Source organism: Dyadobacter sp. CECT 9275, assembly GCF_907164905.1.
In the GTDB taxonomy this organism is placed as follows: domain Bacteria; phylum Bacteroidota; class Bacteroidia; order Cytophagales; family Spirosomataceae; genus Dyadobacter; species Dyadobacter helix.
In genome coordinates this window covers 2669504-2684903 of sequence record NZ_CAJRAF010000002.1, presented here as the reverse complement: position 1 = coordinate 2684903, position 15400 = coordinate 2669504, and the positions used below count along the sequence as shown (strand labels likewise).

The 15400-nt window shown below is 44.0% G+C and carries 8 protein-coding genes; 6 read left to right on the top strand and 2 right to left on the bottom strand.

From position 1 onward, the window contains the following. The first annotated feature begins 39 nt into the window (after positions 1-39). From KOE27_RS18790 to KOE27_RS18780, 3 genes are all read left to right on the top strand, one after another. Entirely contained in the window at positions 40-2328 is a 2289-nt protein-coding gene (locus KOE27_RS18790) for a RelA/SpoT family protein (RefSeq protein WP_215240351.1), read from the top strand. A 108-nt stretch (positions 2329-2436) separates the two neighbouring features. After that, complete coding sequence (locus KOE27_RS18785; protein WP_215240350.1) at positions 2437-2943, top strand: Fur family transcriptional regulator; 507 nt, start codon at positions 2437-2439, stop codon at positions 2941-2943. Between the two features lie 58 nt (positions 2944-3001). Continuing rightward, complete coding sequence (locus KOE27_RS18780; protein WP_215240349.1) at positions 3002-4297, top strand: adenylosuccinate synthase; 1296 nt, start codon at positions 3002-3004, stop codon at positions 4295-4297. Between the two features lie 74 nt (positions 4298-4371). On the opposite strand, the gene KOE27_RS18775 is transcribed toward KOE27_RS18780, so the two are convergent. Continuing rightward, entirely contained in the window at positions 4372-7305 is a 2934-nt protein-coding gene (locus tag KOE27_RS18775; protein ID WP_215240348.1) for a DEAD/DEAH box helicase, read from the bottom strand. Between the two features lie 168 nt (positions 7306-7473). Then, a complete protein-coding gene (locus tag KOE27_RS18770; RefSeq protein WP_215240347.1) occupies positions 7474-8799 on the bottom strand; it encodes a sensor histidine kinase in 1326 nt (441 codons plus the stop codon). 645 nt (positions 8800-9444) lie between these two features. Between KOE27_RS18770 and KOE27_RS18765 the strand changes: the two genes are divergently transcribed. From KOE27_RS18765 to KOE27_RS18755, 3 genes are all read left to right on the top strand, one after another. Next, the gene (locus tag KOE27_RS18765) at positions 9445-12579 is read left to right on the top strand and encodes a SusC/RagA family TonB-linked outer membrane protein (protein WP_215240346.1); all 3135 of its coding nucleotides are present in this window, start codon (positions 9445-9447) and stop codon (positions 12577-12579) included. A gap of 18 nt (positions 12580-12597) precedes the next feature. Further along, positions 12598-14181, top strand: a complete 1584-nt coding sequence (locus tag KOE27_RS18760; RefSeq protein WP_215240345.1) for a SusD/RagB family nutrient-binding outer membrane lipoprotein — start codon at positions 12598-12600, stop codon at positions 14179-14181. A 431-nt stretch (positions 14182-14612) separates the two neighbouring features. Beyond that, the gene (locus tag KOE27_RS18755) at positions 14613-15365 is read left to right on the top strand and encodes a YoaK family protein (protein WP_215240344.1); all 753 of its coding nucleotides are present in this window, start codon (positions 14613-14615) and stop codon (positions 15363-15365) included. The last annotated feature ends 35 nt before the right edge of the window (positions 15366-15400 follow it).

The window sequence follows — 15400 nt, the reverse complement described above, 5'->3', positions numbered from 1 at the left end:
TTTGTTATTTTGGTGAAGCATACCAATCACTAATTTACAGTGGAGCAACTCGTAGAAACGGTCAACATTGATCTGCAACAAGAGCGCAAAGATATCCTTAAGAAATACCGCAGACTGTTAAGAACAGCCAAGCCTTATTTGAAAGAAAACGATGCCAAACTAATAAAAAAGGCATTTTATACTTCTGTTGATGCGCATAAAGATATGCGAAGGAGATCGGGTGAACCCTATATCTATCACCCGCTGGCCGTCGCTCAGATTGTTGTAGAGGAGATCGGGCTGGGTACCACTGGTATTGTGGCGGCATTACTTCATGACGTTGTGGAGGATACCGACATGGCCATTGAGGACATTGAGCGCCTTTTTGGGAAAAAGGTAGCTAAAATTATTGACGGGCTGACGAAGATATCCGGCCGTTTTGAGCATGGTACCTCCCAGCAGGCGGAGAATTTTCGCAAAATGCTGCTGACTTTGTCGGACGACGTGAGGGTTATTCTGGTGAAGCTGGCTGACAGGCTGCACAACATGCGGACGCTCGACAGTATGCCCAGAGACAAGCAGTTGAAAATTGCTTCAGAAACGAGCTTTATTTATGCTCCGCTGGCGCACAGGCTGGGCTTGTATACGATCAAGTCGGAGCTGGAAGAACTGTATCTGAAATATACCGAACCTCAGGAGTATCGGGCCATTGCCCGGAAATTGAGAGAGACCAAAGGGGTTCGGGATCGGTTTATTTCTAAGTTTATGGATCCTATTGCCCAGGATCTGGAAGCTGCCGGTCTTAATTTCATTATCAAAGGCAGACCAAAATCCATCTATTCCATCTGGAATAAGATGCGGAAGCAAAACAAACCTTTTGAGGAGATTTATGATCTTTTTGCGATACGGATTGTGCTGGAATCTTCGGCGGAGGTGGATCGGGAAAAGGCAATCTGCTGGCAGGCGTATTCCATTGTGACGGACCATTACAAACCCAACCCCGACCGGCTGAAAGACTTTCTGAGTACACCGCGCGCCAACGGTTACCAGTCGCTGCACTCTACGGTTATGAGCAAAAGCGGGCAGTGGGTGGAGGTGCAGATCCGTACGTCACGCATGGACGAAATTGCGGAAAAGGGCTATGCAGCGCACTGGAAGTACAAAGGGAATGATACCAAGGTAAAAGGGAATATCGAACAGTGGATCACTCAGGTGAGGGAAACACTCGAAAATGGTTTTGGAGATAAAACCGCAGCCATTGAGTTTCTTGACGAGTTCCGGAGCAATCTTTTTAATGAAGAGGTTTTTGTGTTTACACCAAAAGGTGAACTTAAAGTACTTCAGAGCGGTTCCACGGCCCTGGATTTCGCGTTTGACATACACTCCGAGGTGGGAGCGCATTGCATGGCAGCCAAAGTTGGAGGGATACTGGTACCCATTAGTTATGTACTTAATAATGGGGATCAGGTTGAGATTATTACTTCCGGCAAACAAAAGCCCAATGAAGACTGGCTAAGGATTGTAGTTACCTCCAAAGCAAGGGCCCGGATCAAAGATTTCCTGAAGGAGGATAACCGCCGGTTTGAAACGGACGGCCGGCAGATGGTTGAGAAGAAGCTCAAGATTCTGGGCATGGAGATGACCGCCGAGGTGATTAACCAGTTACGGGCATTCTTTGATTGTAAGACTCCTGTGGATTTCTTTTACCGGATCGGGAAGGGGTATATCCAGCTGGACGAGCTTAAGCGGTTCAAGAGAGACCGGGAAGCGAAGGAGAAAAAGGTCACAGATGGTACCTCACAGGCCCCGAACAGTGTGGCCTCGGATGCCAAAACTTTTACCAAAATACTGAAGAACATTCATGGAGACCGTGCTGACAGCGATACGCTGCTGATTGGGGATGACATGGATAAGATTGACTATAAACTGGCACAATGTTGTAACCCGATTGCCGGGGATGACGTTTTCGGGTTTGTTACGATCAACGAAGGTATCAAGATTCACCGGACCACCTGCCCCAATGCGGTGGAACTCATGTCCAAACATGGCAACCGGATCATCAAAGCCAAATGGGAGTCAAGCAAACGTGAGGCATTTCTGGCCGGGCTTTATATTTCCGGCACCGACAGGGTGGGGCTGGTAAACGATGTTACCAGGATTATCTCCAATGAGCTCCATATTAATATGCGCGGTCTGACGATTGACACAAAAGACGGCGTTTTCAATGGAGACATCAAATTATATGTCCAGGATACCAAACACCTTGATATCCTGATCAGTAAACTCGAACAGGTAGAAGGTGTTTACAAGGTACAGCGGTTTGATACCAATTTACAGGCCGCCAGCTGATATTTGAACCATTCCCTAAATGTCGTGTTAATCATTTTGATATTTAACAGCTGAAATACACGGTGTTTTAACTAAAAGCGCGTAATTTGCGTGAGATTTTGAGAAATTATGCCACAAGCAAGCAAACCAAATTTCGAAGCCGCTAAAAAGATATTAACGGCTTATCTGGAGAATAAAGGACTTCGTAAGACGCCTGAGCGTTTTGCGATACTGGAGGAGATATATACCCGTGAGGATCATTTTGACGTGGATGAGTTGTACATTAGTATGAAAAACAAGCGTTACCGGGTGAGCCGTGCTACTGTTTACAATACCCTTGATGTGCTGGTGGATTGTGACCTGGTTACCAAACACCAGTTTGGTAAAAATCTGGCGCAATTTGAAAAATCATATGGTAGCAAACAGCATGATCACCTCATTTGCACGGATTGCCACAAGGTGATGGAGTTCTGCGATCCGCGTATACAATCCATTCAGAATATGGTCGGGGAAATGCTGAATTTCAGTGTGATGCATCATTCCCTTATTTTTTATGGTAACTGTACCAAAGAGAACTGTCAGAACAGAAATGAAGCGACGAAAGAAGCTTCTGTTGTACACGAAGATGAAAATTGATCTTCCCTGCATTTTAATATACAATCCCAAAATATAGTTTTTAGTAACCAATCATTGAATGAAAGTTGACGTATTACTTGGCCTCCAGTGGGGGGATGAGGGTAAAGGTAAAATCGTAGATGTTCTGGCGCCGCGCTATGAGGTGGTAGCCCGTTTTCAGGGTGGGCCTAATGCCGGACATACTTTAGAGTTTGATGGAATTAAACATGTGTTGCATCAGATTCCTTCAGGTATTTTTAGAAGCGATATTCAAAATATCATCGGGAACGGGGTAGTTTTGGATCCTATTGTTTTTAAAAGAGAAATAGAGAATCTGGGAAAATATAACCTTGATCTGGTTAGCAATCTTTTCGTATCCAAAAAGGCTTCTTTGATCCTGCCAACCCATGCCTTATTGGATGCAGCCTACGAGAAATCAAAAGGAGATTCTAAAATTGGTTCTACCTTAAGAGGAATAGGGCCTACCTACCAGGACAAAACAGCAAGGCTTGGCCTGCGAGTTGGTGATGTATTGTCGCCCCAATTTGCGCAAAAATACAAAAAGCTGGTGGACAGCCACAAGGTAATTCTTGACTTCTACGGGTTTGATTACGCCTCCATACTTCCTGCGTCTGAGGAGAAATTTTTTGAAGCGATTGAATTCATGAAGCAGTTCACGCTCGTGGATAGCGAGTATGTTGTGAACGAAGCGCTTAGTGCCGGAAAGACTGTTTTGGCGGAAGGTGCGCAGGGATCACTGCTCGATATCGATTTCGGATCGTACCCTTTTGTTACCAGTTCTACCACCATGACCGCGGGTGCATGTACGGGGCTGGGTATTGCTCCCCGTCAGATCGGCGAAGTGTATGGTATTTTCAAAGCATACTGTACCCGTGTAGGAAGTGGCCCATTCCCGACGGAGCTATCGGACGAAACGGGTGAGAAGATCAGACAGGAGGGACGTGAGTTTGGCGCTACCACTGGAAGACCACGCCGTTGTGGCTGGCTGGATTTACCTGCTTTGAAATACGCTATCATGATCAACGGTGTTACGCAACTGATTATGATGAAAGTGGATGTCCTGACTGTGTTTGACACAATCCGGGTATGTACCAATTACCGTTTGCCGGATGGCTCTCTGACCGACCATTTGCCGTATGATCTGTGCGACGAGACGGTAGAACCGGTATATCGTGATTTCAGTGGCTGGCAGCAATCCTTGGATGGTATCCATGATTTTGAAGCTATTCCCGAAGAACTCATGGCTTATATCAAATTCCTGGAAGAGGAACTTAATTTGCCTATTACTTTTGTTTCAACAGGTCCGGACCGAGAAGCGCTTATCAGCCGTGAAGCCTCTGCGTTACTGAGCTGATTGAGATTAGTATATAAAATCATAAGCCCGTCAGTCGATTTACGGCTGGCGGGCTTATGATTTATTGGAGATTTTTAGGTCAGAAGCTGAAGTACATCATCTTTCGATAAGGACTTGATAAAACCGTCTTCGCTGGATATGAGATCATCGGCCAGTTGTTTTTTAGATTTCTGCAGGGCCAGAATTTTTTCTTCGACAGTATTTTTGGTGATGAACTTGTAAGTGAAAACCGTGCGGTCCTGGCCTATCCGGTGGGCACGATCCACGGCCTGTGCCTCAATAGCAGGGTTCCACCACGGATCCAGTATAAATACATAGTCGGCGGCGGTAAGGTTAAGTCCGAGGCCACCGGCTTTCAGAGAGATTAGAAACAGTTTGATATCTGTGTTATTCTGGAAATTCTCTACCTGTTCTTGACGGTCCTTAGTGGAGCCATCCAGATAGGCATATACGGTCTGGCGCTGATCCAGATACTCCCTGAAAAGATCCAGATGTTTTATGTATTGGCTGAAAATCAGAATCTTATGGTTTTCGCTGATGACTGTTTCTATTTTGTGACAGATGTCTTCGAATTTCCCGGAACCGTTGCCATACTCCGTATCTACCATGCGTGGATGATTGGCCAGCTGGCGCAATTTGGTTAAGCCCTGGAGCACAATCATGTGTGAACGAGACATGCCATCGTTGTCAATGCTTTGCAAAATCACGTTCCGGTAGTAGGCCTTTGCTTCTTCGTAGGCTTTTTCTTGCTCCTCTGACATCTCGCAGTACTGCACATTCTCTACTTTTTCGGGAAGATCGGTGGCAACCTGAGATTTATTTCTCCTCAGTATGAAAGGTTTGATCAGATTGTACAATCGCTTGCTTTTTTCTTCGTCATTCTTTTTTTCAATTGGTATCTGAAACTCATCCCGGAAGAAAGTCTGACTCCCCAGCAGACCGGGGTTTACGAAGGACATCTGCGACCAAAGGTCAAGCGTACTGTTTTCAATGGGTGTACCAGTCAGGATCAGCCTGTGTGCCGAATTCAGTTTCCTTATCGCTTTGGTAATGATGGACGAAGGATTTTTAATTGCCTGAGATTCATCGAGGATCACATAGTTGAAACGATAGGTATGCAGCAGATCGATGTCGAGCCGGATTATTCCGTAGGAAGTAATAATGAGGTCGTAATTGTCAAATAGCGCCGTGTCTTTTTCGCGATAAGTACCGGTATACTGCAGAATCCGGAGTTCTGGTGTGAACTTGCCAGCTTCCAGCGACCAGTTATACAGCAAGGAGGTAGGCATGATGAGGATGGAGGGCTCTTTAATTGCTGCTTCTTTCTGAGACTGAAGCAAAGCCAGCGTCTGAACTGTTTTCCCAAGACCCATATCATCAGCCAGGCAGCCACCGAGCCGATACTGGTTCAGAAACCTGAGCCAGTCATACCCTGCTTTCTGATAAGGCCGAAGCGTTCCCTTAAAATTTTCAGGTGTAGGTTTTGGTTCGATCTGATCAAAGTTTCTTAATCCTTCCAGTTTCCTGCTGATCATAGCCGTTGCCAGGTTTTCGTCTTTAAGTTCCTGGACAAGAGCAATATGTTGAATTCTGAGACGAAGTTTGTCGCCGTCATGTCCGTGTTCGGTAAACGAAAACAACTCCGAATATTTGGTGAACCACCACTCGGGGATAACGGCAATTTCGCCATTGGGAAGGGTAAATTCCTTTTTCTGATTCAGTATATAGTTTCTGAGCTGGATGAAAGGGATTTCAAATTCGCCGAATAATACCCGTGCGTGAATATCAAACCAATCCCGCTCTTCCTGGATGGAGATGTCAAGAGAGGAATAACCCAGAAAATACCTCTTAGGGTCGGAGGTGTTCTGACGTACAGTAATGCCGACATCCGAAAGTTGTTTTACATAACTTTGTAACCATCCAAAAGCCTCGGTTTTACTGAGTACTGCTCTTCCTGTTTTAATACCAAGTCCCAGGTCCCGGAGCTGGTTCAGGCTTTTCTTCTCGGCGACGGCGTCCCGCTTGACTTTATAAAATAAATAATCGTTCCCTTTTTTCTCCAGATGCACGTTTGAATGATGGGGGAAGCTGTCAAATCTGAACTGGAAATTTCCATACTGGAAAGACAAATCCAATACCACCTCGTTATTCACTTCTTCCGAATCCTCTGTAGGATCGTCAAATAGTACCAGGGCTTTGGGCGCTTTTGCCATGTCCGTAATGGTTAGGATAGGTACCGGAGCCGAGGAAATATGTCTGATCTCAAAACCGCGGGCCACCACATCGTAAGAAGCAATCAAAGGGGTAACAAATTTTTTGTAATACTCTTCTTCCATGGCAGAAGGAACCGCAATGAATTTTTTAGCCAGGAAAGGCTTTATTTTTTTGCCTTCCAGGTTACCTTCAAAGTGATACAAATGACCATCTACCGCCAGCCATGCGGGTTCTTCACAAATCAGTATGGCATTTTTGTATTGAAAATCAAGTTTTTGATGGTTGTGCAGAATCGTAGGGAAGTAATGTGTGTTGTCTTCGTTTCTGACAAAATGAAATCTTATTTTGGCCTGTTCCTTTTCCCAGATCACTCTTTTCCACAAAGGGTTGCCGTCGCTTCCCATTATGAACAAGGCCTTATCTTCCAGGCGGCTGAGTATTTCAGCTTTGCTTTTTTGCAGATAACTTGCAATTGCCTCCTGTACCAGTTTGTCGCCTTTCTGAGGGTCGTAAATTTTCAGGAAAAAATCTACCGTCGAAAGTTTTTTGGGGTTGAATTTTTTAAGGATTACATCCTGCTGGATATCGTCAATCAGTTTCACGAGCTCATAATCCCTCTGATCAAGACCAGACTTAAACTCGTTGATATTTTTAGAAGATATATTTTGTATCTGGTAGGAGAAATCGCCCTGCGCATCCAGCTGTACCACAAACGATTCGAAAATATAACCAAGATACTCATGGTTAAGGATAGAATAGGTGATTTTAAAACGTTCGTTTGGAGATACTTTCATTTCAGATAGGTTAGCAACACCAGAAAGTTGTTGTGAGAGCCAGCGGTCGAAGTGATTTTTGGCTTCGTTGAGTTTCGGTCAACTTCAAATATAGAAGAAAAATGGCGCAAAAAGAAAGCCGTTCAATAAACTTATGGGGTGCCCCAAAAATGGCAGGGACAGGTCCTCTCAGGCAGGTACCTTTGCTTTTGTTTTTTTCGAAAATGCAGGAAGTTTAAGATAGAATGTCGTGCCCTGATCCTCCTCACTCGAAAACCAGATTTCTCCTTTGAGGGCCTTGGTGAAGTCTTTGCACAGCGTCAGGCCGAGACCAATCCCTTTTTCATTCTGAGTGCCGTAGGTAGATGACAAATCCGAGTTAAAAATGTAGGGCTGCCGTTGTAACGGAATGCCAATGCCGGTGTCTTCAACCATAATAATAACAAAGCCATCCTCCTCCACAGCATGAATGATGACCTTGCCACCTTCATTTGTGAATTTTATTGCATTGTTGATCAGGTTCCGGAGGATGCCGTCTACGATATCCACATTGCCAAGTACTGAAGTACCTGCCGGTATTCTGTAATCAAAACTGATATTCTTTTCGTTGGCAATAGCCCTGTAAGTCCGGACAGTGTTCCTCAGCGCATCATCCAGTTTGACAGGCCTTACCGGAAGCGCTTTGGTTTCCATATTATTATGCGCCCAGCTCAGCAGATTTAGCAGGAGGTTCTGGGTATCAAAAGTGACCTGGCCTAATTCATTCTCAAACTGCCTCCGTTCGTCCACTGTCAATTCGGTTTTTCTTAATAAAGTAAGATATCTTCGTATACTGCTAAGAGGTGTGTTGAAATCGTGGGATATGATAGATATCAGCTTGTTCTTCTGATCGTTTGATTCCTTTAAAACAATGGCCTTCTGATCGGCCAGCCGTTTTTCAATCGCATAGTTATTGATAATGTAGGAGAGGCCAGCCAGCATAAGGACGATGCTGACGACATAGGTGGAAGCAATATCTGTGAACTGGTCAGTTCGGGTAGCGTATGAGATGAGTATGACCTCGGGCCGCTTGAATTCCCACAATAGCAACCCTAAAACCAGGGAAAGGTGGATGAAGGTCCACATCAGGTATTGCTTTTTCGGAACAACAATAACAATCAGAAAGTAGGCGATTGAAAACGACAACAAGGCGGAACCCCGGATGCCCGAGTTCAGAATGTAATTGATAATGAAAAATGTATGGATAATCAGCACATTAATGGTCAGGCTCAGCTGAGATTTTCTCTTGAATCTGGAGAGATAAAACAGATACCACTGGAGCGGAAGCAGAAACAACGTTGCGGCCGCCAGCTCGTAGTAACCCATCAGGATACTGAAGGGTAAATTGTAAAACATGATTACAATTGCTGCCAGGCATACGGAATGATAAATCCGATTTTGTAAGGAAAAAGTGTTGATGTCTCCCTTGAGATCATTCCAGATTTTGACGATCTTAGTAAACAATTTTAATAGCATGCTGGGTAACGATTGAATAGCGCATAATTTCCTTTAAGCGAAGTGAGGGTTTGCAAACCGGAAATCTGTCATGTTCCCAGGAAAATGTAAAATTAAGGATACTGTCTTGATAAGTGGGGATTTCGGCTGTCGGGTTTTTTACAAATAGAGCTAAGGTATCCAAAATACCTTCGTATATGAATACCGTTATTGTATTATCTTTGAAGAGTGGTCATTTAAAACAGACAAGTCAATGTGCGACGAGGTGCTCCATATATGATCTGTCAGAAGTTTGAAAACGTACATTGGGAAAGGGTGGAATGAAAACGGCAATAGTTTAAAAAGGCTTAAATTTCACGCTAAAACACAAGAATTTAAATTTTTTTAATTAATCCCTTGTTCAATAGATAAAATCCCTAATTAAATTAGTACTTTGGCAAAAAAATCGAAATTAATCCCTCGTTCAATATATTAATTGCCTAATAAAAAACCGTTTAATCAAAAAACTTAGAAAGAGCCTATGACATAATATTTTACATTCCCACACCTAGAGTAAAATGACGCCTGGAAGCTGGTACCTTTTGGGTTTCAAGGCTTTGAACATCTTTCCGGATGTACAGAGTTTGTATTGCATGAATTTTCCTAACTATCTAACAATCAACCATTATGAAAAGAAAGCAAGAAGTAAAATGTCCGCAGTGGATGAAACTTACTTTTTATCAAATTGTCGTTTTCACGGCTTCCGTTGGGGCATCCCTCGCCGCACCGAAGTCGGGAAACATGTTAAGCAAGACAGCCACTATTAGCATCGCAAAGGCGATAACCGGTACGGTAACAGACAGCAAAGGGGAAGCGATACCAGGGTCTACCGTCATGATCAAGGGAAGCGCAGGAGGAACAATCACAGACGCAGATGGCAAGTTTTCGATCGAGGTTCCTAATGAGGGCACAGTTTTGATCTTTTCATCTATTGGTTTCAACACAAAAGAAGTTACGGTTGGTGTACAGAGTGTATTAAACGTGGTACTGGAAACATCCGCTGCCGTTCTTAACGAAGTAGTGGTAACAGCACTTGGTGTTCAGAGAGACAAAAAGGCCCTGACCTATGCAACGCAGCAAATTGGTGGTGAAGAATTAAGAAGAGCAGCCAACACCAACTTTGTGGACGCGCTTAACGGTAAAGCCGCAGGTATTGACATCAAAGTAAGCAGCTCGGGAGCGGGCGGTTCTACCAGGGCGGTTCTTCGTGGTAACAAGTCACTTCAGGGATCCAGCGAAGCACTTTATGTGATCGACGGTATTCCAATGGTGAATAACAAAGGAGGTCAGCCAGGCTCTTACGGTGGAACTGACGGTGGTGATGGTCTTTCTTCCATTAACCCATCGGATATCGAAAGCATCAGCGTATTGAGAGGAGCGAACGCTTCTATCCTTTATGGTAGCCAGGGTGCAAATGGTGTTATATTGGTAACTACCAAAAAAGGTAAAGAAGGTAAACTAGCGGTGGATCTCCAGTCCAGTACAGTATTCGAGCAGGTATCCGGTCTTCCTGATTTTCAGTTCCGTTACGGAACCGTAGGGGGTGACTATAGCTGGACTCCGAAGGGAACGGCGGTAGTTAAATCTGACAGCTATCAAAAAGACTACATTAAGGATTTCTTCCAGACGGGTATAACGGCGAATAACTCGGTGGCTATCACGGGCGGGAATAACAAAACGAGCGTTTATTTCTCTTACGCCAATGTTTCCTCGAAAGGTATAATGCCTACAAATACCTATCATAAAAATAACTTCTCGTTCAGACAAAGCACCAAAATGCTAAGGGATAAGATTACGCTTAGCTCGGGTATTATTCTGTCTGCAGAAAAATCTAAAAATCGTCCAGGTGCAGGTTATTACAACAACCCGCTGACCGGTCTGTACTTATTTGGCAGAGACCGTGATTTCAATAATTACAAGGAAAATTACGCTGTGTTCAATCCTGAAAGGAATATGGACAAAATGAACTGGTATTCAACGGAGGAAAAACAAAACAATCCGTACTGGGAGATTAACAGGAATTCAAAATTGCAGTCGTTCAAAAGAATCATTGCCAATGTGAAACTTTCCTATGACATCCTTGAGAATCTGAAGTTTGAGATAAGGGGTAACATAGATTACAACAATGCGCTGAGAGATTACCGTTATGCTGCAGCAGGAAACTCGGTGAGTGTGAGCCCCAACGGGAAATGGGACTATACAAGATACACAGACCAGGCCATTTATACGGACGGTATCCTGACATATAACAAGACCGTAGGAGATTTCAGTGTGAACGCATTGGCAGGTCTTAGTTACCAGAAGAATATATACGGCGACGGTATGACCGTGAACAATGGTACTGTTTCCCTACAGTATCCAAACGTGTTTACGTTCTCAAACATGCCTTACAACGTCATGTTCAATCAGCAGGTTGGTGGGGTTCTGGATTACGCCAAAACCATCAAGCAGGGAGCATTTGCCAACTTGTCACTTGGTTATAAAGACTTCCTCTACCTGGATCTGGCAGGACGTAATGACTGGGCTTCTACGCTGGCGCTTACCGGTAACCAGTCATACTTCTACCCATCTGTGGGAGGATCCGCGGTCATCAGCCAGATCGTTGATTTACCCCAGGTTATTTCATTCCTTAAGGTACGGGCATCGTTCTCACAAACAGCCAACGAAGTACCTTATAACGTAGTACAGCCTTTGTCTACGATAGGTGGTGCTGGTGGACCAACAGGTATCGGCGGTATCAACAGGCCAACACAGGTACCGTTTACCAACCTGAAACCTGAGAAAATCGTCGCAAACGAGTACGGTCTTGAAGCCAAGTTCTTTAAGAACAGGTTAGGATTAGACTTTACATATTACAACGGTGTGAGCACCAATCAGTTTCTTTCACTGGCTGCGCCTTCAGGTTCGGGATATACTACTTATTATGTTAATGCAGGAAAGATCGAAAACAGCGGATTTGAGCTGACACTTAATGCAGAACCGATACGTACTGATCATTTCAGCTGGAATACCATTTTGAACGCCTCACAGAATAAAAACAAAATTGTTGAGCTGATCGCTTCCAATCCGGGCTATCAGGTAGGTGGAGATGACGAAGGTTTTGCTTCGATCATCAAAGCAGGTGGCTCTTTCAATGACGTGTATATTTACAAATTTGCCCGGAACGAGGCAGGACAGATTCTTCTGGATGCCAATGGCGTAACAAGAAAGGCTGCTACACAGACAAAGGTGGGTAATGTTAACCCGAAACTGCTGTTGTCATGGAACAACAACTTTACCTATCGTAACTTTTTTGCCAGCGCAATGATTAACGGTAAATTCGGAGGTGTTGCCTTCTCCAAAACAGAGGCCTTCCTGGATTCTTATGGTGTGAGTGAAAGAACAGCAGAAGCGAGAGATGCAGGAAGCATAGCCATCAACGCAGTGACTCCTGAAGGTACGGCTGTTACTACCATTGATCCTTACACTTATTATTCTGCTATTGGTGACAGAAATAAGATCATGGAGCCATACCTGTTTTCCAGAACTAACGTTAGATTAGGACAGTTTGTATTAGGTTATACCATTAAAAGCAAAGGGGCAAATCCAGTATTTAAGGATGCTTCGGTGTCATTCGTAGGTAGAAACTTGTTCTTCTTATACAAAAAAGCACCGTTTGATCCGGAACAGTCTATGACTACCGGTAACTCGCTGCAATCTGCCGATGTGTTTGGTTTGCCATCTACAAGATCTTATGGGTTAAACCTGAAGTTGTCATTCTAAAACTTTAAAATCATTAAAATGAAACAGATATTTTTTATACTGGTATCCTTGATTGTGTTTGCGGCTTGTACTGACAATTTTACAGAGACAAACCTGAACCCTTATCAAATTTCCGATGAGACCCTTAAGCAGGATTTTAACCTCGTAGGTTCTCCTTTTTCCAATATGATCTTCAACCTTAACGGTCACCAGGTTGAAGAAGATTTGTGTGCAGACAACTGGATGGGTTACATGGGTACACCCACAGATTTTGTTGGTAACGTGAATAACACAACCTACTACATTCGCTGGAACTCTTTTTGGGGCCGGGAGTATGGTAGCGTGATGTCGCCCGCCAGACAAGTGATCAGGCTTGCAGGAGAAAATAACCTGCCTTTGTTTGCTACCTGGGCCAAGCTGGTTCGTATTTATGGTATGTCTAAATTAACAGCTGTACACGGACCCATCATTTATTCTCAGTATGGTACTACGGCGAATTCTATTTTGTACGACAAGGAGTCGGATCTGTATCCGCTTTTCTTTAAGCAGCTGGACTCTATCCAGACCGATTTTAACGCTAATAAGACCTATACCGGTTTCGCTAAGTTTGACCCAACCAACTATAAGGGCAGTATTACGCAATGGCAGAAGGTTGTCAATTCTTTGAGACTGAGACTGGCAATGCGCCTTTCAAAAGTTGATCCGGCTCAGGCAAAAACACAAGGCGAGAAAGCACTGGCTGATCCTGCAGGCTTAATCACCACCAATGCTGACAATTTTGTCAATTCATTGAATGGTAATAAGATACCTGTAGCGCAGATCTGTTATGAATGGGATGATACCCGGATGGGTGCTCTCATGGAGTCATTCCTGATTGGTTATAATGACGGTCGCCTTTCCAAATATTTTGCCCCTATGCCATCATCCAGCGCATCGTTGTATGCAGATCACCCAACTATGCCGTACAAAGGTGTGCGGAATGGTGCTTATATCAAGGCAAAGGCTGATCACGTACCTTTCTCTAAGGTGAATGAAAGTTTCCAGACGGTTCAGACGAGAAGGAATTTTACCGCTGCGGAAGTGGCGTTTCTGAAAGCTGAAGCTGGGCTGAGAGGCTGGGCTGGAGCAGGAGACCCAAAAACCAATTATGAAAATGGTATTAAATTATCTTTTGAAGATTGGGGTGCAGGTAGCGCAGACGCCTATCTTGCTGATAAAACCAGCAAGCCAATCAATTATGTAGATCCTATTGACGCGCGTAATAATTTCACAGCACTTTCAACTGTTACCATCGCATGGAATGATGCAGATTCAGATGAACTGAAACTGGAAAAGATTATTACACAGAAGTACCTCAATACCTTCACCAATACAGTCGAAGCTTGGGTGGATTTCAGACGTACCGGTTATCCTAAAATACCAGCTGCTGCTAAAAATGACAGTAACGGTGACTGGGGCATTATCCCGGCGGGAGAATCCATCAAAAGGATGCCGTTTGTAAATGCTGAAAGAACGGGCAATACAGCGGCCGTGACCGATGCAGTATCTAAAATGGGTACTGGTGCGAAGGATGACATTGCAACTCGCCTATGGTGGGATACAGGTAAGGCTGCTAACTTTTAATAGTTAAAAACTTACGATCCTTTTTTTGAATCGGGATGGTGTTTAACCATCCCGATTTTTTTATATGCTATGAAGGTAGTGGTGTTACTTATTGATTTGGCTGGTAATCCACCCCGATAAACACCCTGACGAGACTCAGCTAACAAAGTTACCGGACGTGTATGTTACCAGGCTTGATGTATTGGATGTACCGTCCATCCAAAATGCGGTAACCGAGGGTATTCAGAAATTTGGGAAAATAGATGTCTTGCTTAATAATACCCGTTGAGGTCATAAGCCATCTCCTTTACGAACAGCTATATACTAACTTTCGCGCCTCATTTTATCTATTTTTGTTATCAAAACCGGTGCTTTTGTAACTTGCCTTAAAATTGATCCTGAAAGGCATTTCACAGATCATTGAAATGTTTTGAGTTTAAAAAGAGAGTACATTGTTCAGACATCACGGTAAAACACGTACGTTAAGCCACAATCTGCGGATTGCGTCTCTGTTATCATTTGTGGCTGGCATGGTGAATGTCGGCGGGTTTCTAGCGGTGCAAAGGCTAACTACCAATGTAACCGGGCATTTTGCCTTTTTTGTTGATGAGGTCTATAAAATGAACCTCTGGCAGGGTCTGATATACTTCTTGTATATTTTTTTCTTCTTCCTGGGATCTTTTGTGGCGGGGCTGCTGGTGGAACTTGTGGCAAAGGAAAATGAGCGGCTTATTTATGTAGCCCCGGTTGTTATCGAGAGTGCTATCCTGCTGATGGTCGGGATTTTATTTTCACATCTTGCAAGGGACAGTCCTGATGTTATCGCCTGTTGTTTATTGTTTGCAATGGGTATGCAGAACTCCCTTGTAACAACAATATCCAATTCGGTTGTGAGAACCACACATTTAACGGGATTGTTCACTGACCTGGGGATTGAATTATCCCAGCTTCTTTTCTATAAATCCAGGCAGCATAAACAAAAGCTATTTGCTTCAATCAGGCTGCGCCTCACCATTATCAGTTTTTTCTTCTTCGGCGGTGTGATAACGGGTATTGTTTATTCCTATATCGGGCTTTATGTATTGGTCATCGCAAGTGCTCTTTTGATTGGAGGATTGATTTACGATAACATTAAATTCAGGATCATACAGTTGAAACGCAGGTGGAGGTCGATGGAGACAGATGATCCAGGCAACTTAAATTAAGTCGTCAATGTGCTGGCAGGTACTCCGGAAGTCCG